General features: G+C 66.4%; 17 protein-coding genes. 12 read left to right on the top strand and 5 right to left on the bottom strand.

Translation table 11 applies throughout. From position 1 onward, the window contains the following. The first annotated feature begins 68 nt into the window (after positions 1–68). The gene (locus tag PX554_RS07375) at positions 69–2,351 is read left to right on the top strand and encodes a CDC48 family AAA ATPase (protein ID WP_093223061.1); all 2,283 of its coding nucleotides are present in this window, start codon (positions 69–71) and stop codon (positions 2,349–2,351) included. Between the two features lie 179 nt (positions 2,352–2,530). On the opposite strand, the gene PX554_RS07370 is transcribed toward PX554_RS07375, so the two are convergent. Beyond that, entirely contained in the window at positions 2,531–2,851 is a 321-nt protein-coding gene (locus PX554_RS07370; RefSeq protein WP_093223063.1) for an antibiotic biosynthesis monooxygenase family protein, read from the bottom strand. 189 nt (positions 2,852–3,040) lie between these two features. On the opposite strand from PX554_RS07370, the gene PX554_RS07365 reads away from it, so the two are divergent. Continuing rightward, positions 3,041–3,553 (top strand): class I SAM-dependent methyltransferase, encoded by a 513-nt coding sequence (locus PX554_RS07365; protein WP_143023348.1) that lies wholly within the window; start codon positions 3,041–3,043, stop codon positions 3,551–3,553. Positions 3,554–3,677: 124 nt separating this feature from the next. Here PX554_RS07365 and pdeM read toward each other — a convergent pair whose 3' ends face one another. Continuing rightward, positions 3,678–4,340, bottom strand: coding sequence for a ligase-associated DNA damage response endonuclease PdeM (pdeM, locus tag PX554_RS07360; protein ID WP_093223067.1), 663 nt, complete (start codon positions 4,338–4,340; stop codon positions 3,678–3,680). 144 nt (positions 4,341–4,484) lie between these two features. Here pdeM and PX554_RS07355 point away from each other — a divergent pair, with 144 nt between their 5' ends. Then, positions 4,485–6,419 (top strand): potassium transporter Kup, encoded by a 1,935-nt coding sequence (locus PX554_RS07355; protein ID WP_093223689.1) that lies wholly within the window; start codon positions 4,485–4,487, stop codon positions 6,417–6,419. Positions 6,420–6,429: 10 nt separating this feature from the next. Here the strand turns inward: PX554_RS07355 and PX554_RS07350 are convergent, their stop codons facing one another. Next, positions 6,430–7,494, bottom strand: a complete 1,065-nt coding sequence (locus PX554_RS07350) for an SDR family oxidoreductase (protein WP_275500303.1) — start codon at positions 7,492–7,494, stop codon at positions 6,430–6,432. A gap of 108 nt (positions 7,495–7,602) precedes the next feature. Here PX554_RS07350 and PX554_RS07345 point away from each other — a divergent pair, with 108 nt between their 5' ends. From PX554_RS07345 to PX554_RS07320, 6 genes are all read left to right on the top strand, one after another. Then, on the top strand, positions 7,603–8,406 hold the full coding sequence (locus PX554_RS07345) for a DUF72 domain-containing protein (protein ID WP_275500302.1): 804 nt from the start codon (positions 7,603–7,605) through the stop codon (positions 8,404–8,406). Between the two features lie 123 nt (positions 8,407–8,529). Next, the gene (gene paoA / locus PX554_RS07340) at positions 8,530–9,168 is read left to right on the top strand and encodes an aldehyde dehydrogenase iron-sulfur subunit PaoA (protein ID WP_275500301.1); all 639 of its coding nucleotides are present in this window, start codon (positions 8,530–8,532) and stop codon (positions 9,166–9,168) included. Beyond that, positions 9,165–10,121, top strand: coding sequence for an FAD binding domain-containing protein (locus PX554_RS07335; RefSeq protein ID WP_275500299.1), 957 nt, complete (start codon positions 9,165–9,167; stop codon positions 10,119–10,121). The genes paoA and PX554_RS07335 overlap by 4 nt, the downstream gene beginning before the upstream one ends. Further along, positions 10,118–12,337: an aldehyde oxidoreductase molybdenum-binding subunit PaoC gene (gene paoC, locus PX554_RS07330; protein WP_275500296.1), complete on the top strand. Its 2,220-nt coding sequence runs from the start codon at positions 10,118–10,120 to the stop codon at positions 12,335–12,337. Before PX554_RS07335 ends, paoC begins: the two co-directional genes overlap by 4 nt. 16 nt (positions 12,338–12,353) lie before the next feature. Next, positions 12,354–12,956, top strand: a complete 603-nt coding sequence (locus PX554_RS07325; protein WP_275500294.1) for a cysteine hydrolase family protein — start codon at positions 12,354–12,356, stop codon at positions 12,954–12,956. A gap of 250 nt (positions 12,957–13,206) precedes the next feature. Next, complete coding sequence (locus PX554_RS07320; protein WP_275500292.1) at positions 13,207–15,189, top strand: putative bifunctional diguanylate cyclase/phosphodiesterase; 1,983 nt, start codon at positions 13,207–13,209, stop codon at positions 15,187–15,189. 62 nt (positions 15,190–15,251) lie between these two features. Here PX554_RS07320 and mgrA read toward each other — a convergent pair whose 3' ends face one another. Both mgrA and PX554_RS07310 read right to left on the bottom strand, forming a co-directional pair. Further along, positions 15,252–16,328, bottom strand: a complete 1,077-nt coding sequence (gene mgrA, locus PX554_RS07315) for an L-glyceraldehyde 3-phosphate reductase (RefSeq protein ID WP_275500290.1) — start codon at positions 16,326–16,328, stop codon at positions 15,252–15,254. Positions 16,329–16,452: 124 nt separating this feature from the next. Then, positions 16,453–17,262: an oxygenase MpaB family protein gene (locus tag PX554_RS07310; protein ID WP_275500288.1), complete on the bottom strand. Its 810-nt coding sequence runs from the start codon at positions 17,260–17,262 to the stop codon at positions 16,453–16,455. 323 nt (positions 17,263–17,585) lie between these two features. Between PX554_RS07310 and PX554_RS07305 the strand changes: the two genes are divergently transcribed. The 3 genes from PX554_RS07305 (at position 17,586) to PX554_RS07295 (ending at position 25,434) form a co-directional block, all read left to right on the top strand. After that, on the top strand, positions 17,586–19,922 hold the full coding sequence (locus PX554_RS07305) for a TonB-dependent receptor (protein WP_275500285.1): 2,337 nt from the start codon (positions 17,586–17,588) through the stop codon (positions 19,920–19,922). Between the two features lie 558 nt (positions 19,923–20,480). Then, complete coding sequence (locus PX554_RS07300; RefSeq protein WP_275500283.1) at positions 20,481–22,781, top strand: TonB-dependent receptor; 2,301 nt, start codon at positions 20,481–20,483, stop codon at positions 22,779–22,781. 28 nt (positions 22,782–22,809) lie between these two features. Then, positions 22,810–25,434, top strand: coding sequence for a M14 family metallopeptidase (locus tag PX554_RS07295; RefSeq protein ID WP_275500281.1), 2,625 nt, complete (start codon positions 22,810–22,812; stop codon positions 25,432–25,434). The last annotated feature ends 26 nt before the right edge of the window (positions 25,435–25,460 follow it).

Raw genomic sequence — 25,460 nt, 5'->3', positions numbered from 1 at the left:
CGGAACCTCTCGCATTACCGGAACCGTCATCCTATCTCCTGCGCTTGAGCGTGCTACGGGAGCGGAATATGGCGGACGGCGAGGCACCGGGTAGAAAAGTGCAGGTCGCGAACGCGCGGCCGGAGGATAGCGGGCGCGGCCTGGCGCATGTGCCGCGCGCGATGATGGCGGCGCTCGGACTCGCGGAAGGCGATGTGATCGCGATCGAGGGCAAGTCGGTCACCCCCGCGCGCGCGGTCGCGCCCTATCCCGAGGACGAAGGGCTCGAGATTCTCCGCATCGACGGGCTCCAGCGGGCGAACGCCGGCGTCGGCTCGGGCGATTTCGTCGAGATCCGCAAGGTCGAATCGAAGCCGGCGGCGCGCGTGGTGTTCGCGCCCGCACAACAGAATCTGCGGCTGCAAGGCTCGTCGAACGCGCTCCAGCGCACCTTCCTCGGCCGCCCGCTGACGCAAGGCGACGTCGTCGCGACCGCGGGGCAGCAGCGCGTCGAGAACATGCCGCCGGGCGTCCAGCAATTCCTGCGCTCGCCCGCCTATGCGCTCCAGGAAATCCGCCTCGCCGTCATCAGCACGACCCCGAAAGGCGTCGTGCATGTGGACGAGAATACGGAAATCGAGCTTCGCCCCGAGTATGAAGAACCCAAGGAAGCGCGCCGCGCCGATGTGACCTATGACGACATCGGCGGCATGGGGCCGACGATCGACCAGCTTCGCGAAATGGTCGAGCTGCCGCTGCGCTACCCCGAATTGTTCCAGCGGCTTGGCGTCGATCCGCCCAAGGGGGTGTTGCTGCACGGGCCGCCCGGTACCGGCAAGACCCGGCTCGCGCGTGCGGTGGCGAACGAGAGCGCGGCCGAGTTCTTCCTCGTCAATGGCCCCGAGATCATGGGCTCGGCCTATGGCGAATCCGAGAAGCGGCTGCGCGACGTGTTCGAGGAAGCGGCGAAGAACGCGCCCTCGATCGTGTTCATTGACGAGATCGATTCGATCGCGCCGAAGCGCGGGCAGGTCTCGGGCGAGGCCGAGAAACGGCTGGTCGCGCAGCTCCTCACGCTGATGGACGGGCTGGAGGCGCGCGCCAACGTGGTGGTGATCGCCGCGACCAACCGCCCCGAGGCGATCGACGAGGCGCTCAGGCGTCCCGGCCGGTTCGATCGCGAGATCATCGTCGGCGTGCCCGACGAGCGCGGGCGGCGCGAGATCCTCGGCATCCACACGCGCGGCATGCCGCTCGGCGACAAGGTCGATCTCGCCGAACTGGCGCGCACCACCTACGGCTTCGTCGGCGCCGATCTCGCCGCGCTGGCGCGCGAGGCGGCGATCGAGGCGGTGCGACGGATCATGCCGCGGCTCAACCTCGCCGACGGCACGATTCCGCCCGAGGTGCTCGATACGCTCGCGGTCACGCGCGAGGATTTCCTCGGCGCGCTCAAGCGTGTCCAGCCGAGCGCGATGCGCGAGGTGATGGTCGAGGCGCCGCGCGTCCGCTGGGAGGATGTCGGCGGACTCGACGACGCGCAGATGCGGCTGAAGGAAGGCGTGGAACTGCCGCTGAAAGACCCCGACGCGTTCCGCCGGATCGGCATCCGCCCGGCCAAGGGCTTCCTGCTCTACGGCCCGCCCGGCACCGGCAAGACCTTGCTCGCCAAAGCGGTCGCGCGCGAGGCGGAGGCGAATTTCATCGCCACCAAGTCGAGCGATCTGCTCAGCAAATGGTATGGCGAGAGCGAGCAGCAGATCGCCAAACTGTTCGCGCGGGCGCGCCAGGTCGCGCCATGCGTGATCTTCATCGACGAACTCGACTCGCTGGTGCCGGCGCGCGGCGGCGGCATGGGTGAGCCGCAGGTGACCGAGCGCGTGGTCAACACCATCCTGGCCGAGATGGACGGGCTGGAGGAGTTGCAGGCGGTGGTCGTGATCGGCGCGACCAACCGGCCCAATCTGATCGATCCGGCGCTGTTGCGCCCGGGCCGGTTCGACGAGCTGATCTACGTCGGCGTGCCCGATCGCGAAGGCCGTGAACGCATCCTGCGCATCCAGAGCGCGAAGATGCCGCTCGCGGACGATGTCGATCTCGCCGATCTGGCGGGCCGGACCGGCCGGTTCACCGGCGCCGACCTCGGCGATCTGGTGCGGCGCGCCGGCCTCGTCGCGCTGCGCCAGTCGCTGTCGGTCGGGCAGGTGACGCAGGCGCATTTCGACGAAGCGCTCAAGGAGTCGCGCGCCTCGGTCACGCCCGAGCTGGAACGCGAATATGAGCAGATCGGCGCGCGGCTGAAGCAGGATGCCTCCGCGCTCCAGCCGATCGGCTTCGTCGCGCCGGGGCAATTGGTACCGAAGACGACGTAACTGCTTCCGAATCGGTTCGTGTCGAGCGACGTCGAGACACTGGCCACAGCGGTTGTGGCACGTCCCTCGACTTCGCTCGGGACGAACGGGAAGACATGATCGTCACCCCGGCGCAGGCCGGGGCCGTCATGGGGCGCTCCGCCGGCCACGCGGCGGCTCCGGCCTGCGCCGGGGCGACGTTACTTGGACCAGCGGTATCCGCGCGTCGCCTCGGCGACGATCACCTCGTAGGAGTCGTACCACCGCCCACGTCCGAGTTCGCGAATCTCACGGTGGCGCGGATGCGCACGCCACGCGAGCGCGCTCGCCTCATCGGCCCAGAAGCTGATCGTGATGCCGAAACCGTCCGGCCCGCGCGTGCTCTCGACGCCGCGGTAGCCGGGTTGCGCGGCGGCGAGCATCGCCATCTCCGCCGAGGCGGCCGCATAGCCGGGATCGTCGGCGGCGGTGCGCGCCGACAGGAAGATGACGAGCGTTTGCCCGGTGCGGTCCTGATCCATGCGGCGGGGCGATGCGCCGTTCGCAATGGGCTTGCAACCGATTTGCCGACGTGTTGGTTACGCGAATGTGACAAACCAGAACAGGAACTGCCGTTGACCCTCTCGACCACCGGTGATCGTTCGCCAGCGCCGGCGCGCCGCCCATCGCAGCAGGCGCTGTTCCTGCGCGGATTCCTCAAGCACCCCGTAATGGTGGGATCGGTCGTGCCCTCCTCGCGGCGGCTGATCCGGCAAATGCTGTCGCGCGTCGACTGGGGCAAGACCAAGCTGTTCGTCGAATATGGTCCGGGCGTCGGCACGTTCTGCCAGCCGATCCTCGATCGGCTCGCCCCGGACGCGACGCTGATCGCGATCGACACCAACCCCGATTTCATCGACCATCTGCGTGACGAGATCCGCGACTCGCGTTTCATCGCGCATCTCGGCTCGGCGGCGGACGTGCAGGCGATCATCGCCGAACATGGCTTCGAACAGGCCGATTACGTGCTGTCGGGACTGCCGTTCTCGACGCTCCCGCCCGGTGTGGGCGACGCGATCGCCAGCGCGACCCATCGCGTGCTGCGCCCCGGCGGCGCGTTCCTCGTCTATCAGTTCCGCGCGCGGGTGCGCGACTTCCTCGCCCCCGCGTTCAAGCGGATCGATCATGGTTTCGAATGGTGGAACGTGCCGCCGGCGCACCTGTTCTGGGCGTGGAAGGATTGAGACGCACAGATCGGGCACCCAACACCGTTCGCACCGAGCGAAGCCGAAGTGCGTGCCACAAGCGCTGGTGTCCGGGGCGCGTGCTTCGACTGCGCTCAGCACGAACGGGCTAGGGGGACATGCGCTACGCCGCGATCGGGAAGCGCAGCAGCCGGTTCTCGACCGGCACCAGCGCCTCCGCGCCCAGGCCGACCGCGCGGACGATCTCGGGATGGCCGGCGTCGAGCCCGCCGGTGAGCGACCCGAACGCGGGCAGCACCAGCTTGGTCGGCGTGGCGACGAAGCAGCGGCGCGAGATGGTCTGCCCGCGCACGCGCAGCCGCAGCTTGGGGTGGTAATGGCCCGAAAGTTCGGCGCGAGTCTCGCCCGCCACCGCCTCGTGGCGTAGCACCAGCCCGTCGATCACCGCCTCGGCGGCGACGTCACCGCCGCAGCGGTCGATCAACCCGGCGTCGTGGTTGCCGGTGATCCACGTCCAGCGGCATGTCCCCGCCAGCGTGCGGAGCATCGCCTGCGCGGCGTCGGGCAGGCGCTCGCAGCCGGCGCTGTCGTGGAAGCTGTCGCCGAGACACCAGATCTCCGCCGCCTTGGTCATGTCCGCCAGCGCGGTGAGATCGGCGAGTGTCGCCATCGAATCATAGGGAGGCAGCATCTGGCCGCGCATCGCGAACCAGCTCGCCTTCTCGAAATGCAGATCGGCGACGATCAGCGCGGCGCGCGCCGGCCAGAACAGCGCGCCTTGCGCGAGCGCGACGAGCTCGAAGCCTGCGAACGAAAAGCGAACCATGCGCCGCTATGCGGCCAAAACGACGGGCGGATCAAGTGCGCGATCGCGCCCGCGCCGACCGATGTGGCGGCGCAACAAAGTCCTTTGCAGGCTCGTTCAGCGCGCGTACAGCCGCTCGTCCAACCGTCAGGTCCAACGCCCGCCATGTCCTCCGTGCCTGAAGCGACAGGTCATTCCGCACATCCACATCCAGCGCTTCTGGCGACGACGGTCGGCGCGATCGGCGTGGTGTTCGGCGATATCGGCACCAGCCCGATCTACGCGTTCCGCACGGCGCTCGCACTCACCACCGCCGATGGCGCCGAGGTGAACGAGGTGCTCGGCGTGCTGAGCCTCGCGCTCTGGTCGCTGATCCTCGTCGTGACGATCAAATACGTCGTCTTCCTGATGCGCGCCGACAATCACGGCGAAGGCGGCGTTCTCGCGCTGACCGCGCTCGCGCGCCGCGGGCTCGGCAAACGCTCGCTGATCGCGCTGGTGCTCGGCGCGTCGGGCGCGGCGCTGTTCTACGGCGACGCGATCATCACGCCGGCCTTGTCGGTGCTGTCGGCGGTCGAGGGTCTCAAGACGCTGCCGGGCGCCGGCAATATGTTCAGCGACGACATGATCCTGCTGCTGACGATCGCGATCCTGATCGGGCTGTTCGCGATCCAGTCACGCGGCACCGCGCATGTCTCGAAGCTGTTCGGCCCCGTCTGCATCCTGTGGTTCCTGTGCATAGGCGGCCTCGGGCTGTGGCACATCACCGACGAAATCTCGATCGTACGGGCGTTCCTGCCCCATTACGGCGCGATGTTCCTGTTCACGCACGGCGTGACCGGGCTGTTCGTGCTCGGCGCGGTGTTCCTGACGGTGACGGGTGCGGAGGCGCTGACCGCCGACATGGGCCATTTCGGGCGGCGGCCGATCCGGATCGGCTGGTTCGCGCTGGTGCTGCCCTGCCTGTTCCTCAACTATCTCGGGCAGGGTGCCTTCGTGCTGAGCGCGCTCGAGACCGCGCACGCGGCGGGCGGCGATATCGGTGACCGCGACTGGTTCTTCCTGATGGCGCCGGACTCGGTGCGGCCGGTGCTGGTGATCCTCGCGATGCTGGCCACGATCATCGCCAGCCAGGCGGTCATCACCGGCGCGTTCTCGCTGACCCAACAGGCGATCCAGCTCGGGCTGCTGCCACGGTTGCGCATCCGCCAGACCTCGGCGGCGCAGGCCGGGCAGATCTATCTGCCGTCGATCAACTGGATGTTGCTGGCGGGCGTCCTCATCCTGGTCGTGCAGTTCCGCACCTCCTCGGCGATGGCGGCCGCTTATGGCATCGCCGTCACCGGCACGATGGTCGTCACCACCTGCCTCGCGTATATCGTCGTGCGGCATACCTGGGGCTGGTCGCGCGCGCGCGCCATCCCGCTGATCCTGCCGTTCCTCGTGCTCGACGTGATCTTCTTCGGCGCGAACATCCTGCGCGTGATCGAGGGGGGCTGGGTGCCGCTGCTGGTCGCGGCGATCCTGGGTTTCACGATCTACACCTGGGTGCGCGGGCGCGGCATCGTGCGCGCGTTCGAAAAGCGGCAGAGCATCCCGCTCACCGATCTCGCCGCCGCGCTCGCCAAGCGCCCGCCCGAGCGCGTCGAGGGGACGGCGGTGTTCCTGACCGCCAATGCCGAGGGCGCGCCGGGCGCGCTGCTCCACAACCTCAAGCACAACAAGGTGCTGCACGAGCGCAACCTGATCGTCAGCATCCGCACCGCCGACCGGCCGTTCGTCGATCCGGAGGAGCGCGTTCGCTCGACCGCGATCGACGACAATTTCAGCTCGGTCGTGCTGACCTACGGCTTCATGGAATCGCCCGACGTACCGCACGATCTCGGGCTCGTGCGCACCGACGAGCGCAAATTGCTCAACCCCGCCAAGACCAGCTATTTCATCGGCCGCAACACGATCAAGCCCGCCGCCGATGTCGGCATGCCGATCTGGCAGGACCGCATCTTCATGTTCCTCCAGCGCAACGCGAGCGACCCGACCGACTTCTTCCACATCCCGCCCGGCAAGGTGCTGGAACTGGGCGAGCAGGTGACGGTCTAGGCGGGGAGCCTCACGGGATCAGCCGCTCGGCGCGGAGCTGCGCGAACAGATCGGTGAAGGCGTCTTCGGTCGCGCGATAGTCGGTGAAGCCGAGCCGGCGGCTCTTGGACATATCGGTGACGACTTCGATCGGCCGGCCGAGATCGGCATCGGTATGCCAAGGGGACGCGAGCCGGCCGAGATCGGGTTCGGCGAGCCCCTCGCGCGCGGCGATCTCGCGCCACAGCGCGGCATCTCCCGCCATCTGCGCTTCGAGCGGTCGAATCTCGCCGTCGAACGGTGCCGGCTCCAGCCCGAACCACGCCGCGATCCGCCCCCACATCCAGCTCCAGCGGAAGACGTCGCCGTTGACGACGTTGAAGGCTTCGTTGGCGGCGGCCGGCGTTTCGGTCGCCCACAGCAGATGGCGTGCAAGCAGCGCGGCCTCGGTCATGTCGGTGAGGCCGTTCCATTGCGCCGGCGAGCCGGGGAAGCGGAACGGCCGCCCGGTCTCGCGGCACAGCGTCGCATACACCGCGAGCGTGGTGCCCATGTTCATCGCATTGCCGACCGCCTTGCCGATCACGGTATGCGGGCGATGCACGCTCCAGGTGAAGCCGTCGCGCGCGGCGGCGGCGAACAGTTCGTCCTCCTGCGCATAATAGAAGTTCTCGACATCGAGCCGGCCCTGTTCCTCGCGGAACGGCGTCTGCGGGAGCGTGCCTTTGCCATAGGCTTCGAACGGCCCGAGATAATGTTTGAGGCCCGTGACCAGCGCGACGTGGCGCGCGCCCGCGTTGGCGGCGCGCAGCCCGTCGAGCAGGTTGCGCACCATCGCCGAATTGACGCGGATGTTCTCGGCCTCGCTGTCCTGGCGCAGCCACGTCGTGATGAACACCGCGTCGACGTCGAGCCCGGCGAGCGCGGCCGCCGTCGCAGCCGCATCCTGGAGATCGGCGGCGACGGGTATGACGCTGGCCTGCTCCCGCGGGCGACGCGCCAGCCCGTGTACGCGCCATCCGCGCGCGTTGAGCAACGTCGCGGTGGCGCTGCCGACGATTCCGCTCGCGCCCACCACCAATGCCGATCCGGCCATGTGCAAACTCCGTCCAGTGAGGGTGTCAGCTAGGTATCCGGCGGGTGGCATGCCAGCTCGATATTTTCGGGCGGCGGTGGAACCATCGGGCGCGCTATACAGGGCGCCATGAGCGACACCCCTGCGATTCGCGTCGGCATCGGCGGCTGGACCTACGAGCCGTGGCGCGGCACCTTCTTCCCCGAGAAATGGCCGCACAAGCGCGAACTCGAATATGCCGCGCAGCATCTGACCGCGATCGAGGTCAACGGCACCTATTACAGCAGCCAGAAGCCCGCGACCTTCGCGAGCTGGGCGAAGGCGGTGCCGGATGGCTTCGTCTTCACGCTCAAGGCCTCGCGCTATTGCACCAACCGCAAGGTGCTCGCCGAGGCGGGCGAGTCGATCGCCAAATTCGTCGGGCAGGGCATCGTCGAACTGGGTGATCGGCTCGGCCCGATCCTGTGGCAGTTCATGGCCACCAAGCGATTCGACGCGGAGGATTTCGGCGCGTTTCTCGCGCTTCTGCCGACATCGCACGCGGGCGTCGCGCTGCGCCACGCGGTGCAGGTCCGGCACGAGAGCTTCGCGGTGCCCGAGTTCGTCGCGATGGCGCGCGAAGCCGGGGTGGCGCTGGTCTATGCCGATTCGGCCGACTATCCGGCGATCGCCGATGTGAGCGGTGATTTCGTCTATGCGCGGCTCGAGAATGCGGTCGAAGACGAGCCGGCCGGTTATGCCGCGGACGCGCTCGACCGCTGGGCGGACGTGTCGCGCCGATGGGCCAAGGGTGAGCAGCCGGACGGCCTGCCCTATGTATCGCCGGATGCGCCGGCGACACGGCCGCGCGAGACGTTCGTCTTCTTCATCAACGGCGCCAAGGTTCGCGCGCCGCATGGCGCGATGGCGTTGATCGAGCGGCTGGCGCGCTAAACGCACGCGATCCATGAATTTCGGTCATCGCTGATATGAGCGCCAGTCACGGTGACATAATCGTGAGACGTGCGTTAGACAGGCGTGAGAACCCATTCCCGTACAGCAGAGAGAGACGATGCGATGCCGAACATGCCGGAACCGGTAGTGTCGAGGCGCGGCGTTCTCGCCGGCGGCGCGGCGACCGCCGTCGTCGCCGCGAGCCCAGCCAACGCCGCGCGCGCGGGTGAGCGCCCCGCCGCCGATCCCGCGCCGGCGAAGGTCTCGTTCAAGGTCAACGGAGAGCGCCGCGACTTGACGCTCGATGCGCGCACGACGTTGCTCGACGCTTTGCGCGAGCACCTGCACCTCACCGGCACCAAGAAGGGTTGCGATCATGGCCAGTGCGGCGCTTGTACGGTGCTGGTCGATGGCGTGCGGATCAATTCCTGCCTGAGTCTCGCCGTGATGCACGAGGGCGACGACGTGACGACGATCGAGGGTCTCGGCACACCGGAGAAACTCCACCCGCTCCAGGCCGCGTTCGTCAAGCATGACGGCTATCAGTGCGGCTATTGCACGCCGGGGCAGATCTGCTCGGCGGTCGGGGTGCTCGACGAGATCAAGCGCGGCGTGCCGAGCCATGTCCAGGCCGATGTCGCCGCCAGCCCGGCCTTTTCGAACATCGAAGTGCGCGAACGGATGAGCGGCAACATCTGCCGCTGCGGCGCCTATTCGAACATCGCCGAGGCGATCGCAGACGTCGCAGGAGGCAAGGCATGAAGGCGTTCACCTACGAACGCGCGCACGATCCGGTCGCGGCGGCGCGGGCCGTGGCGGGCCGGCCGGGCGCGCGCTTCATCGCCGGCGGCACCAATCTGCTCGATCTGATGAAGATCGAGGTGGAGACGCCGGTCCACCTCGTCGATGTTCAGGATCTCAAGCTCGACAGGATCGAGCCGACCGACTCGGGTGGGCTGCGCATCGGCGCGCTCGTCACCAATACCGACCTGGCCGCCGATGCGCGGGTGCGCCGCGATTACGGTGTGCTGACGCGGGCGATCGTCGCGGGTGCGTCCGGCCAGCTCCGCAACAAGGCGACGACCGCAGGCAATCTGCTGCAACGCACGCGGTGCGCGTATTTCTACGACACCAACATGCCCTGCAACAAGCGCAAGCCCGGTTCGGGGTGCGCCGCGATCGGCGGCGTCTCGCGCCAGCTCGCGGTGATCGGATCGAGCGACAAATGCATCGCCACCCACCCGTCCGACATGGCGGTGGCGATGCGCGTGCTCGACGCCACGGTCGAGACGGTCAACGCGGCCGGTGAGACGCGTGCGATCCCGATCGCCGACTTCCACCGCCTGCCCGGCGACACGCCGCATATCGAAACGGCGCTGGCGCCCGGCGAACTGATTACGGCGGTGACGCTGCCCAAACCGATCGGTGGCCGGCATGTGTACGAGAAGGTGCGCGACCGCGCATCCTACGCCTTCGCGCTCGTCTCCGTCGCGGCGGTGATCCAGCCGGACGGCACCGGCCGCGTCGCGCTCGGCGGGGTCGCGCACAAGCCGTGGCGGGAAGCAGCGGCGGAGGCGGAGTTGCCGCGTGGCGCCAGGGCCGTCACCGCGAAGTTGCTCGCCGGCGCCAAGCCGACCCACGACAATGCCTTCAAACTCCCGCTCGCCGAACGGACGCTGGCGGCGGCGATGGCCGAAGTGAGGACGACCGCATGAAGTTCGAAACGCCCGCGGGCGACAACCCCATCGACCGGATGACCGTGGTCGGCCGGGCGCACGCTCGGATCGACGGCCCGCTCAAGACGACCGGCACCGCGCCTTATGCCTATGAACATCATCGGGAGATTGCCGATCCGGCCTATGGATATGTCGTCGGCGCGGCGATCGGCAAGGGGCGGATCAGCGCGATCGATCTCACGCAGGCGAAGGCGGCGCCCGGCGTGATCGCGATCGTCACCGCGGACAATGCCGGCAAGCTCGGCAAGGGCAAGTTCAACACGGTCAAGTTGCTCGGTGGCCCCGAGATCGACCATTATCACCAGGCGGTCGCCATCGTCGTCGCCGAGACGTTCGAGCAGGCGCGCGCGGCGGCGGCGCTGGTGCGCGTCGATTATGCGCGCGCCGAGGGCCGGTTCGATCTCGAAACGGCGTTGAAGACCGCGCCGCTCGCCGGCGGATCGAGCGATGAGGGCAGCGGATCGCCCGGCGTGGACCGGGTCGGCCAGTTCGAACAGGCATTCGCGGCCGCGCCGGTCAAGCTCGACGCGCATTACAGCACGCCCGACCAGAGCCATGCGATGATGGAGCCGTTCGCCTCGATCGCGGCGTGGCGCGGCGACGAACTGACGGTGTGGACCTCCAACCAGATGATCGCATGGGGGCACGGCGATCTCGCCCGAACGCTCGGCATCCCCAAGGAGAAGATCCGCTTCCTGTCGCCCTATATCGGTGGCGGTTTCGGCGGCAAATTGTTCCTGCGCACCGATGCGGTGCTCGCCGCGCTCGGCGCGCGCGCGGCGGGGCGCCCGGTCAAGGTCGCGCTCCAGCGCCCGCTCATTCCCAACAACACCACGCACCGCCCGGCGACGCGCCAGCATATCCGCATCGGCGCGACCAAGGACGGCACCATCACCGCGATCGCGCATGACAGCGGCTCGGGCGACCAGCCCGATGGCGAGCCGGAGACCGCGGTCAACCAGACCAAGCTGCTCTATGCCGGCGCCAACCGGAGGATCTCGATGCACCTCGCCGTGCTCGATCTGCCCGAAGGCAATGCGATGCGCGCGCCGGGCGAGGCACCGGGTATGATGGCGCTGGAAATCGCGATCGACGAAATGGCCGAGAAGCTCGGGATGGACCCGATCGCGTTCCGCATCAAGAACGACACCCAGGTCGATCCCGAAAAGCCCGAGCGCCGCTTTTCCGAACGCCAGCTCGCGCGCTGCCTCGAAGACGGCGCCAAGCGCTTCGGCTGGTCGCGACGCAACCCCAAGCCGGCGCAGGTCCGCGACGGGCGCTGGCTGGTCGGCATGGGTGTCGCCGCCGCGTTCCGCAACCATATCAACATGGCGTCGGGCGCGCGCGTGCGGCTCGGCCAGGGCGGTGTCGTCACGGTCGAGACCGACATGACCGATATCGGCACCGGCAGCTACACGATCATCGCGCAGACCGCCGCAGAGATGATGGGCGTGCCCGTCGACGCCGTCGTCGTGAAGCTCGGCGATTCGCGCTTCCCGGTCTCGGCCGGGTCGGGCGGCCAGTTCGGCGCGGCCAATGCGACCGCCGGCGTCTATGCCGCGTGCGTCAAGCTGCGCGAGGCGGTGGCGCAGCGGCTCGGCTTCAATTCGGCCGATACCGTGTTCGAGGGCGGCAAGGTCCGCAGCGGCAACCGCTCGACCGATCTCGCGCAGGCGGCCAACGCCGGCGAGTTGGTCGCCGAGGACAAGATCGAGTTCGGCAAGCTCGGCGATACCTATCAGCTTTCCACCTTCGGCGCGCATTTCGTCGAGGTCGGCGTGGATGCGTTCACCGGCGTGACGCGCGTGCGCCGGATGCTGGCGGTGTGTGCGGCCGGGCGTATCCTCAATCCGCAGACCGCGCGCAGCCAGGTGATCGGCGCGATGACGATGGGGGTCGGCGGCGCGCTGATGGAGGAACTCGCGGTCGACACGCGCTTCGGGTTCTTCGTCAACCATGATCTCGCCGGCTACGAGGTTCCGGTGCATGCCGACATTCCGCATCAGGAGGTCGTGTTTCTCGACGAAGCCGACGACAAGGCGAACCCGATGAAGGCCAAGGGGGTCGGCGAACTCGGGCTGTGCGGCGTCGGCGCGGCGGTCGCGAACGCGGTTTACAACGCGACCGGCGTGCGTATCCGCGATTATCCGATCACGCTCGACAAGCACCTCGAACGCCTGCCGGCCCTCGTGTGATCCTCGGAGACCCGCAATGAACCCCGCCACCACCGCCGTCTTGTTCATCGAATATCAGAACGATTTCGTGACCGAGGGCGGCGCGCAACATTCCGCTGTCGCCGAGGTGATGGCACAGACCGATATGCTGGCGCACAGCCGCGCCGTCGCGGAGCAGGCGCGCGCGCGTGGCGCGACGATCCTGCACGCGCCGATCATGTTCGCGCCCGGCTATCCGGAAGTGCCGGCCGAACCGTATGGCATCCTGGCCGGAATCGTTCAGGCGCAGGCTTTCCGCAAGGATAGCTGGGGTGCCGAGCTGGCGCCTGACATGACGCCGGTGGAGGGCGATATCGTGATCGAGGGTAAGCGCGGGCTCGATTGTTTCGCCAGCACCAACCTCGATTTCATCCTGCGCCAGCGCGGGATCACGGACCTTGCCATCGCCGGGTTCCTGACCAATTGCTGCGTGGAATCGACGATGCGCTCGGCCTATGAGCGCGGCTACCGGGTGGTGACGTTGACCGATTGCACCGCGACGCTGAGCGCGGCGGAGCAAGCCGCGTCGATCACCAAGAACTTCCCGATGTTCTCGCGGCCGCTCGATCATGGTGCTTTTCTGGCGGAACTCGCCGACTGACCAGAGCCTCGCGCGCTTCGACCGCGCTCGTCTTCGGTCAGCGCAAGTCGATTGGGGCGAAGGCGTAGGTGCGCCGATTACGCCATGCCGGCATCGAGGGTGAAGCCGACCGGGTTCGTGTCGACCAGGGCGCGCGTTTTAGTATCCATGCCGCCTCGACTTTGGTATAAGCAGTGTCGGCAGCACTAGCCCCGGCCATAAGTCCTTCTTAACCTCTGGGCCCGCATAGGTATGCCCGGAGGGTTCAGGCATGTTGCGCCGCTTTTACACCTGGCTCAGCTTCGCTGGCGAACCCGATATTCGGGTTGCGCAATATGGCGAACTCAAGCGCCAGATACCCCTCCTCTATGCCCTGCTGATCCTCAACGCGAGCGCGGTGAGCTACACGCATTTCGCTTACGCGCCGGGATGGTTGACGCTGGGTGTCGCCGGGCTGCTCATCTCGGTGTCTTGCTGGCGACTGTTGATCTGGGCGTTCGCGCCGCCCGTCGTCGCGATCGATGCGACCGTCGCCCGCCGCACGTTGCGCAGGACGACGATTCTCGCCGCGCCGCTCTGCGTCGCGTTCGTGAGCTGGTCTCTCGCATTGTACCAATATGGCGGCCCGTTGGAGCAAGCGCATGTCGCCCTGTTCATCGCGGTCACGGTGATCGGTTGTATTTTTTGCCTTATCAGCGTTCCCCAAGCGGCGCTTCTCGTCACCGTGACGGTGATGAGCCCCTATCTCGTTTACAATTTTTTCCACGGCAACGCGGTCTTCACCGCCATGGCGCTCAACATCGCCCTGGTGACGGGTGTGATGATCCGCGTGCTGCTGAACAGCTTCGCGGGCTTCGCTACGCTCATTCGCTCGCAGGTGAGTCTCGCCGCGGAGCAGGCGGAGGCCGAGCGGTTGAGCAGCGAGAATGCGCGTCTGGCGCTGACCGATGTGTTGACCGGGCTGCCCAACCGGCGACACTTCTTCGCGCAACTCGACAGCGTGTTGAGGTCGCGCAAGATGACGGGGGAACGGTTCGCGGTCGGGGTTCTCGATCTCGACCGTTTCAAGCCGGTGAACGATACCTATGGACACGTCTTCGGTGACCGGCTCCTCGCCGCCGTGGGGGCGAGGCTCGCGAGCCGCGCCACTGACGCGTGCGAAGTGGCCCGGCTGGGCGGCGACGAGTTCGGCATTCTCATCCTGGACGATATCGATCGCGCCCGCGAGATCGGCCAGCGGATCTGCGACCTGCTGACCGAGCCGTTCGATATCGAAGGGCAACGGATCGTACTCGGCTGCTCCGGCGGGGTCGCGACTTTCCCGGATGCTGGCTCCTCCGTCCATCAACTGTTCGACCGGTCGGACTATGCGCTGTATCACGTCAAATCGCTCGGCCCCGGCGTGTGCGCGCTCTTTTCGGCGGAACACGAGACGCTTATCCGGTCCGAACGCGCGATCGAGGCGGCGATGCACACCGCCGATTTCGACACGGAACTGCATGTCCAGTTCCAACCCATATTCTGCACCGAGACCATGGCCGTGCTCGGCGTCGAAGCGCTGGGGCGCTGGACCAGCCCGACGCTCGGCGCGATAAAGCCCGACCAGTTCATCATGGCCGCCGAACGGCTCGGTTTCATGCACGCGATCACCGCGAGCCTGTTCCGCAATGCGCTGGCGTGCTTCGCCCGGATGCCGGAGCATATCGGGCTTTCGTTCAACCTGTCGGCGCGCGACATCGTTTCCACCGACACGATCGACCTGCTGATCGATATCATCGAGCGTGGCGATATCGATCCGAAGCGGATCACGTTCGAACTGACCGAGACCGCGCTGATGCGCGATTTCGAGGCGGCGGTCGCCAGCATCAAGCGTTTGCGCGCGCTCGGGATACGGATCGCGTTGGACGATTTCGGTTCGGGATATTCGAGCCTGAGCTACCTGCATCGGCTTCCGCTGGACAAGGTCAAGGTCGACCGCAGCTTCATCGCGGACATGGATGAAGCGTCCGGCCGCAACATCATTTCCGCGATCCTCGGGCTTTGCCAGACGCTCGGACTCGACTGCATCATCGAGGGAGTCGAGACGGACGGGCAGCTCCAGCAGTTGCGCGACATCGGCTACAGAATGGCGCAAGGCTATCTCTTCGCGCGACCGATGGGGCTGGAGGCCTTCCTGAAATCGTTCGACCGCGGCTGGGCCGCCGATTTTCGGCCAATGTCGTCCGGCAAGCCGAAACTTCAGATCGTGGCGTGACCGGGCGCTGAAGAAGACGGAAGGCGCGGCGCGAGACCGCGATCGCGCCTTCGGTCCGCGTATCAGGCGGGTACGCCCTGTGCCGGCGGCAGCGTCGAGATTTCGGAAGAGCCCGACCAGATGTTGATCCCGCCATCCTCGGCGGCGGCATCGATCGCCGCAAGTTCGTCGGCGGTGAAGTCGGCGGCTTTTACGGCATCGAGCGAGTCGTCGAGCTGCTCGACGGTGCGCGCGCCGATCAGCGCCGAGGTGATGCGCGGATCGCGCAGAACCCAGGCGATCGCCATCTGCGCGAGCGTCTGGCCACGGTGCCTGGCAATCGTGTCGAGCGCGCGGATCGCGGACAGGTTCCGCTCGTTCAGCAGCGCCTGTGACAGCGATCCTTGCCGGCTGGCGCGCGCGTCGTCCGGCACGCCACCGAGATACTTTGCGGTCAGCATGCCTTGGGCGAGCGGCGAGAATGCGATGCAGCCGGTGCCGAGATCGTCCAGCGTGGCGAGCAACGCACGCTCGATCCAGCGGTTGAGGATCGAATAGCTCGGCTGATGGATGAAGAGTGGAACCTTCTCCTCGGCCAGGATCGCGGCGGCCCGCCGGGTCAGGCCGGGTTCGTATGACGATATCCCGACATAGAGCGCCTTGCCCTGCCGATGGAGCTGAACGAGCGCGCCCATCGTCTCCTCGAGCGGCGTAGCCGGATCGACCCGGTGCGAATAGAAGATATCGACATAGTCGAGCCCCATCCGCTTGAGGCTCTGGTCGCAGCTCGCGATCAGATATTTCTTGGAGGAGCCGATGTCGCCATATGGCCCAGGCCACATGTCCCAGCCCGCCTTGGTCGAGACGATCAGCTCGTCGCGGTGGGCCGCGAAGTCCGAGGCGAAGACGCGCCCGAAATTTTCCTCCGCCGAGCCGTAGGGCGGGCCGTAATTGTTGGCGAGATCGAAATGGGTGACGCCGCGATCGAACGCCCGGCGCAGGATCGCCCGGCCCGTCTCGAAGACGTCCGCACCCCCGAAATTCTGCCACAGTCCCAGGCTGATCGCCGGCAGTCTCAGCCCGCTGCGGCCGGTACGGCGATAGGGCATGCGCCCGTCATAGCGAGCGGGATCAGGCACATAGGGAGCGGAATACGGCATGAGTGACCTCCTCGGCGAAGGCGCCGTGTCTAGCCGCGTTTGCGATCCCGACCAACCCGCATGACATCGGATCGCCGCGGCGGAGCTCGGAATATCGGCCCCACTTCGATCACTCTGTTCCGCTTCAGAGATCGCCGAACGCCCAACGCAGCGTCGTCGCAAGGCCGAGCGCCCCCGTGCTGACCAGCGGCCTCGCAAGCGGCGGGGAGGCCGGCAGGCCGTGCATGCGCCGCGCCCACGCCGGCAGCAGGTCCACCGCCGCCTGCATCGTCACGCGCTGCAGCGGAATGGCGAGCGGGTTGTCCGGCATGTGGCCGAGAACCAGCCGGGCCACCTCGCGGGCGCGATCGTCCGCGATGAGCTGCGGTCGTCTGGCCTGGAGCGCGCGGTCGGTGCCGGCCGTGTCGGTCGGGAGCGGGGTTGCCCCGAGCGCGCGGCCAATCACCGCGAAATCCGCACAGTATAGATCGGCCTCGGTGCGCGACAGCCGGCGGCCGCCATAGCGTTGCCACGCGGCGAGGAAACTCCACGCCTCCGTGACATGCACCCAGCCTAGCAGATCGGGATCGTCCGCCCGGTAGCGCGTGCCGTCGGACAACACTCCCGTCACGCGGGCGTGAATCGCGCGCACATGCGCGATCGCGGCGGCCGCCTCCGCCCTGTCTCCGTAGGTGGTGATAGCGACGAAGCGCGCCGTGCGCCGGAGTCGCCCCAGCATGTCGGCGCGGAAGTCCGAATGATCCCAGACGCCCGCGAGCACCGCAGGATGGAGCATCTGGAGCAGCAGCGCCGATACCCCGCCGATCAGCATCGTCGTGACGTCGCCGTGGACGCGCCAGATGGGTGAGGCCGAATCGAACAGCGCGGCGTCGCTGCGGACGACGGGGCGCTCGCCATGTGCCCGATCGTTGAACAACGCCTCCACGCGACGCACGATGCTCTGCCTGGCGCGACGGTGAAGATACGAAGCCGGGCCGATCATTCACACGTGAACGCATCGACGCCGATTTGGTCGCGGTTGTATCGCGGCCTGCACGCCACTTCGTTGGAACTGCCATCGCTGTCACGCGGCCGTCACGCATCTTCATCATAGCGCGCGTGGAGGCGGCTGGGAAATCGCAAAGCGATTCGATGCCGGAACGATGCGCGACGAGGCGGCGGTTCGGAGCGTGTGACACTCCGGGCGGCAGCCGCTCAGGCGGCTTTTCGACATAGCGACATGGACCCCGGCACTCGGGGCCGAAAAGGGATACTGACATGCGTATTTCCAAGACCGTTCTGCTCGCCGGTTCGATGCTGAGCGCGCTGCTGGCGCCGCAAATGGCCCTCGCCGAAACGACCCCCGCGCCCGAGAACGCGCCCGCTGCGCCCGAGGCGCCCGCGAGTAGCGACGCCGGCACCGACAGCCCCGACATCGTCGTGCTCGGCTTCGGCCGCAGCCGCCAGGTGCAGACCGTCGACGCGCTCGACATCTCGCGCATCGTGCCCGGTGCCAGCCCGCTCAAGGCGATCGAGAAGCTCCCCGGCGTCAACTTCCAGTCGGCCGACGCGTTCGGCAATTACGAATGGGCGGTCCGCATCAGCTTGCGCGGCTTCAACCAGAACCAGCTCGGCTTCACGCTCGACGGCATCCCGCTCGGCGACATGAGCTACGGCACCGCCAACGGCCTCCACATCAGCCGCGCGATCATCTCCGAGAATATCGGCAGCACCGACGTCGCGCAGGGCGCCGGCGCGCTCGGCACCGCCTCGACCAGCAATCTCGGCGGCACGATCCAGTTCCATAGCGACGATCCCAAGGACACGGCGAACGTGACCGGTTCCGGCACCTATGGTTCCGCCAACACCTGGCGCGGCGTCGCGCGGCTCGATTCCGGGCTGATCGGCGATACCGTGGAGGGCTATGTCAGCTACGCTTACTACAAGACCGATAAGTGGAAGGGCTACGGCCAGCAGCGGCAGCATCAGGTCAACGCCAAGGTCGTCGCCGATCTCGGCCCACTCGGGGACATCTCGGCCTATTTCGCCTTCTCCGACCGGCGCGAGAATGATTATCAGGATCTCAGCCTCGACATGATTAAGCGCCGTGGTCTGCGGCTCGACAACATCAGCGATAATTATCCGCTCGCGATCGCGATCGCGACCGCGGCGCAGACCGGCCAGCCGCTCCCCGGCGGCGGCACGCTCGACGACAGCTATTACGACGCGGGCGGTCTGCGCCGCGACTATCTAGGTGGCCTCACCTTGAACGCCAATCTCGCGCCCGGCGTCACCGTCAAGACCACCGGCTATTATCACGAGAACAAGGGCCAGGGATCCTGGATCACGCCGTACAACCCGACCCCGGTCGGCGCGCCAAATGCCGACGGCACGCCGATCACCAACCCCGCGCCGCTGTCGTTCCGCACCACCGAATATGGCCTCAAGCGCGGCGGCATCATCAGCGCGCTGCGTTACGAAGCGGGTGCGAACACCTTCGGCTTCGGCGGCTGGTACGAGACGAGCACGCTCAACATCGCCCGTCGCCTCTACGGCATGGCGCTGGGAACGACGCCCAACCGCGCCACGCTCGCGTATCAGAGCAATCCCTACTCGACCGCCTGGGACGGCAATTACGACACCGAGACATTGCAATATCACGTCGAGGACACGCTCAAGCTGGCCGGCGACACGGTTGAAATCTCGGGTGGCTGGAAAGGCGTGCAGGTCATCAACACCGGCAAACTGCGGGTCGGCACGCTCGCGCAAGGCCGGATCAAGGCGCGCGACTGGTTCCAGCCGCAAGCCAGCGTGCTGTTCCGCGCGACGCAGAACGTCGAACTGTTCGCCGACTATACCGAGAATATGCGCGCCTTCATCGGCTCGGCCGCGGGCGGCCCGTTCGCGACCAGCCAGGCGCTGTACGACGCGGTGAAGAACACGCTCAAGCCGGAGCGATCGAAGACCGTCGAGGGCGGCGTTCGCCTGCGCAGCGGCGGGTTCCAGGCGTCGGCGGTGGGCTATTACGTCGATTTCAGCAACCGGCTGCTGTCGGTGGCGAACGGCGTCGGCATCCTCGGCAACTCGCCCACACTCAACAATGTCGGCAGCGTTCACACCTATGGCGGCGAGTTCTCGATCAACTACCGGATCGTCCAGCCGCTCTCGATCTTCGCGAGCTATTCGTACAACCATTCGCAATATCAGGACAACGTCAAGACCGCGGTTACGCCCGACTACCCGGATGGCCTCATCCATACTGCGGGCAAGACCGTGGTCGACAGCCCCGAGCATATGCTGAAGGGCGAGATCGTGTACGATCAGTACGGCATCACCGCGCGCGTGGGCGCCGACTATATGAGCAAGCGCTACTTCACCTACCTCAACGATCAGTCGGTGCCCGGTCGTGTCACGCTGGACGCCAGCCTCGGCTATCGCTTCGACGGCGACGGCCCGCTGCACGGCTTCGCGATCGTCGGCAACGTCACCAACCTGACCGACAAGAAGTATATCGGGACGATCGGCTCGAACGGCTTCATCAACAGCGGCGACAACCAGACGCTGCTGGCCGCCGCGCCGCGCCAGTTCTTCGTGACCGTGAAGAAGGGCTTCTAACGCGCGGGCGATCGGCGGCGCGCCGCCGTCGATCGCCTGCTCGGGCGGTGGCTTTCGAGCCCGGCGAGGGGCTCTGGCGCGGTCCTACCGCCTCCGCCGCAGACAGACCGAGAGTGCCGAGCGAGGTCCGATCCGCAGCGGGCGCGCGGACGGCCTCGTCCGCCTTCCACAATCGTACATGACCTCGGCGAGCCTCCTTTGCGGGTTGCGTCCCGCGTCAGGCACGCGGCGGCGCGGCGCCGCCCGTCGTCGCGCGCACCGACCGGATCGCGGCGACCGCGATCGACAGGTGACCCCCTCCTCCACATCTGCGGTGTGACGCATTCGAGCGTCCGGCCGAGCCTGTCGGTGGCCAATGCCCGCGAACACGGCCACGCAAGTATAATGCGAAGCGCGTGTTGTGCTTAAAATATGAGCAACGTTCTGCCGCGCTGCTCATATCATAGGCAATAATATTTCTTGTCTATACATTATTTTTCTCGCATCATTGGAGTCGAGAAGCGCCCCGAGAGGCGAAACCCGCAGGAGAGCGGTAGCAACGAAAATAAGGGGACTCCTATGCGTATGATCTCGGCAAAATTGCGCGTGCTGGGTTGCACGGCGACACTGGCTCTTTCGATCGGCTTTGCCGCCAGCGCCCGCGCGCAAACCAACGACACGCCGGCGGCCGCTTCCGCCGTCAACGAATCGGGAGAGCCCGATGGCGATATCGTCGTCACCGCGACCCGGCGCGACACCTCGCTGCAGCGGACGCCGATGGCGATCACGGCGTTGACCGGCCAGACATTGACCAACGCCGGCGTCACCAACATCGCGGATTACGCCAAGTTCGTGCCGAGCCTGCGCATCCAGGACAATGGACCCGGCCAGCGCCGCGTCAGCCTGCGCGGCGTGCAGACCTCCGGCGAGGCCACGGTGGGCGTCTATTATGACGACACGCCGGTGACCGGTTCGGTGGGCGTCTCGAGCGACGCGGCCGGACGCACCGCCGATTTCACGTTGTTCGACGTCAATCGGATCGAGGTGCTGCGCGGCCCACAGGGCACTTTGTACGGCGCGAGCTCGATGGGCGGCGCGATCCGGGTCATCCTCAACAAGCCGACGCAGGACTATGAGGGCAAGATCGAATCGCAGATCGCCGGAACCAAGGGCGGCGGCGTCGGCTATTTCGTCCAGGGCATGGTCAACGTGCCCCTCGTCACGGATTTGGTGGCGGTGCGTGCGGTGCTGTATCGGCGCGACGCCGACGGCTATATCGACAACAGCTTCCTCAAGCGCAAGAACGTCAACGACTATACCGCGACGGGCGGCCGGCTGATGGTGCGCGTGACGCCCTCGTCGAACCTGACGATCGACGGGTCGGCGATGATCGAGAATACCGATGCCTATTCGGCGAGCTGGAACCCCGCCGTCGGCGACTATAAGGCCGCGACGCAGGTGATGCTGCCCTACACCGACCGCTCGCAGATCTACAACCTCACCGGCAAACTCGATCTCGGTGCCGCGTCGATCACGTCGATCACGTCCTATCAGCATCGCCGCTCCGCATATGCGGCGGACGACAGCTATTATATCGGCAGCTACCGCACCGCCGCGCGGTGCGCGGCCTATGTCAACGCGGGCGGCGCCTGCTCTACCGATCAGCTTACCAATTATTACGGCTATATCGACAGCCTGAGCCCGGCGGCGATCTACTATCCGGGAACGACCAAGGATTTCACGCAGGAGGTACGGATCAGCTCGAACGGAACGCATCTGTTCGACTGGACGATCGGTGGCTTCTACCAGAACCGCAAGAATAACGTGACATCGGAGGACGTGCGCGCCGACAAGGTGACCGGCGACATCATCACACCCAATCAAATCTTCTATCGCCGCGAGATCTTCGACAAGCTCGAACAATATGCCGCGTTCGGCGAGGGCACGTTCCATCCCACGCCGACGATCGGCCTGACCGCGGGTATCCGATACTTCAGCTACAACAAGACGGTGCAAGGCTTCACCGACGTGGCCTGGACGCTGATCGGCGCGCCGGCGCGGCCGCTGTCGTCGGTCGATTCTTCGGAAAGCGGCACGTTGCTCAAGTTCAACGCGTCCTGGCAGGCGAACGCCGACATGATGTTTTACGCCACCGCGTCGCAGGGCTTCCGCCCGGGGGGTGCCAACCAGGTGATCGGCCTGTCGGCGGACCTGACCCCGTACAAATCGGACAGCCTGTGGAATTACGAGATCGGCGCCAAGCTCGGCCTGCTCGACCGCAAGCTGACGCTGAACCTCGCCGCGTATCAGATCGACTGGACCAACATCCAGGTCAGCGGCCGCACCACCAACGGCGCGTTCAGTTTCTTGTCCAATGCCGGTGCCGCCCGTATCCGGGGTGTCGAAGCCGAAGCGTTCCTCCGCCCGATGCGCGGACTGCAACTCACCGTGTCGGGCAATTACATCGACCCGCGCTTGACGCAGGACCAAGTGAACGACTCGGTCGTCGCCGCCGGCCGGGTGGGTGACCGCATTCCTTATATACCGAATTGGGCCGGCTCGGCCGGCGCGGAATATACCAGGCCGCTCAGCAGCGGGCTCGACTTCTTCGCGCGCGCGGACGTGAATTATGTCGGATCGTCGTTCTCGGAATTCCGCCCCACCAACGTCTATCGCGTGAAGATGGCGGCATATTCGCTGACGAACCTGCGCATCGGTGTCGATCTCAAGCAGAGTGATGCGGGCGTCTATCTGTTCGTCAACAACCTGTTCGATGCGGTCGCGATCAACCGCGCGTCGCAATCGTCGACCGCGAACTCCTATTCCGCCACCTCCGCCGCGCCGCGTACGATCGGCATCAACGTGCGCAAGAGCTTCTGAACGCCCTTCCAGACAAAGGTACATCCCCATGACCAGATCGCTGTCGCGCGCGATACGCGTGTTGTTCCTGACCTCGGCGCTCGGACTGTGCGCGCCCGCCTTGGCGCAAACCGTGCCGAGCCCGAAAGCGGTGCTGGGGCATGACCCCGGCGACGATTATTACCTCGCCAATTACGAGGACTCGATCCGGTATTTCCGCGCGCTCGCGGCGGCGTCGGACCGGATCAAAATGTTCGACGCCGGCAAGACGACGCAGGGGCGCACGATGACCTATGCGGTCATCTCTTCGGCTTCCAATCTCGCCAGCTTCGAGAAGTACAAGGCGATCTCGAAACGGCTCGGCGATCCGCGCGGGCTCACAGACGAGCAGGCGCGCGAACTCGCCAAGAGCGGCAAGATCATCGTTCACATCGATGGCGGCATGCACTCGAGCGAAGTCTCCGACCATCAATTGCCGCTCGCGCTCGCCTACAAACTGCTGTCGGCGAAAAACGACGCCGAGATCGATGCGATCTTCGACAAGGTCATCCTGGTGCTGTGGCCGACGCTCAACCCGGACGGGCAGGACATGGTGGTCGACTGGTACCGGAAACAGCGCGGTACCAAATGGGAAACCAGCCGAACGCCCTGGCTGTACCAGGAATATGTCGGCCACGATAACAACCGCGACGGCTACATGCTCAACATGAAGGAAAGCCAGGTCGTCGTCGCGGCCGAGCAGACCTATTCGCCGGTGATCTGGTATTCGCAGCACCAGACCGCGCCGTTCCCGGCGCGAATCTGGGTGCCGCCCTTCGCCGATCCGGTATCGTCGAACATCAGCCCGTACATGCGAATCTGGACCAACGCGCTCGGCACCAACATCATGACACGCATGCAGGCCGAGCAGAAGCCCGGCGCGATCGCGCAGGCGCGTTTCGACAATTGGTACGCGGGCTTCCTCGATTACATCCATGTGTTCCGCAACACGATCTCCTTCTTCACCGAGACGGCGCATGACAGCGCCACGCCGATGACCACCAAGGTCTCGGACTTCCCGGCGAACATGCGCGATCTCAAGGCGCAGATCATGTATCCGGACCCTTGGCGCGGCGGCGAATGGCACCTCAAGAACTCGGTCGATTATATGGTGACCGCGTCGATGGCGGTGCTCGACACCGCGCAGAAATATGGCGAGACGCTGCTGTACAATCGCTATCAGGCGGGGCGTGACATGGTCGCGGCGTCGGCCAAGGACGGCCCGGCCGCCTATGTCATCCCGGCCGGCCAGACCGACATGCCCGAAGCGGCGTCGCTCGCGCAGTTGATGCTGAGCCACGGGCTCGATGTGCTTCAGATCGACAAGCCGGCGCTGATCGACGGCCATACGTATGACGCGGGCAGTTGGATCGTGCCGACGGATCAGCCCTTCGCCGGGCTGGCGCGCGAATTGTTCGAGAAGCAGACCTATCCCGACGCAATCCTCGACGGCACCGGCAAACCCGTGGATCTGCCCTATGACGTGACGGGGTGGACGCTGCCGATGCAGATGGGCGTGCGGGTCGATCGCGTCGTCCAGCCGCTCGCACCCGAACTGCGCGCCGGCATGCGCAAGATCAGCACGGCCACCCCGCCGGCCGGCGCGATATCGGGGACGGGGACGACGTTCCTGGTGAGCCGTCGGGTCAACAACAGTTACCGCGTACTCAACAGCGCGCTCGCGGCGGGCGGCAAGGCGGTGTGGACAAGCGCAGCGCTGAAACCCGGCGCGGCCCCCGAGGATGCGATCGCGATCACCGGCATGGCCGCGCCGGCGATGTCCAAGATCGCGGCGGATTTCAGCGCGGCGGTGACGGCTTCGCCGGACAAGCTGAGCGGCCCGGCCGTTCGCAAGGGGCGTGTGGCACTGTATCGCCCGTGGGGATCGAACATCGACGAAGGCTGGACGCGCTGGCTGCTCGAACACTATGATTTCCAGCCGAAGAGCGTTCACAACGCCGACGTGAAGGCCGGGCTGGCGGGCAAGTACGACACGATCATCATCCCGGACATGAGCGCGCCCAGCAAGGGGCGCCCCGGCGATACGGCGCCGGCTCCGGACGTGATCTCCGCGTACAAGGGGCCGCTCGGCACTCTGATGGACGGCTTTGCCCCCAGCCAGATGCCGGCGCCTTATGCCGGCGGGATCGGCAAGGACGGCGCCGCGAAACTGATGGCGTTCGTCCGCGAAGGGGGTACGCTGGTGGCGCTCAACAATGCCTCGGACGCGATCATCGATCTGTTCGATCTGCCGGTCACCAATATCCTGAAGGACGTGAAGAGCGAGCAGTTCTTCTGCTCCGGCGCGTTGCTGGCGGTCGAGCTCAAGCAGGGGGCGTCGGCGACGGCGGGCATGCCGGCGAACCCGATCGTCATGTTCGAGCGCGGGCCGGCGTTCGCGCCCAAGGCCGGGTTCCAGGGCGAGATCCTCGCGTCCTATCCCGCAACGGGCAATCCGCTGCGCAGCGGCGTGCTGCTCCACCCCGAAATGATCCAGGGCAAGGCGGCGGCAGTGTCCGTCTCGTACGGCAAGGGCAAAATCTACCTCTTTGGCTTCAAGCCGCAATGGCGTGCGCAGTCGCACGGCACCTACAAGCTCCTGTTCAACACGCTTTATCCCAGCACCGCCCAGTGACGTGCGGCGCTCCGGTCCCGCTCGGG

The organism is Sphingomonas pollutisoli, assembly GCF_029167165.1.
GTDB lineage: Bacteria > Pseudomonadota > Alphaproteobacteria > Sphingomonadales > Sphingomonadaceae > Sphingomonas > Sphingomonas pollutisoli.
This window is presented reverse-complemented; position numbering and strand designations above follow the sequence as displayed.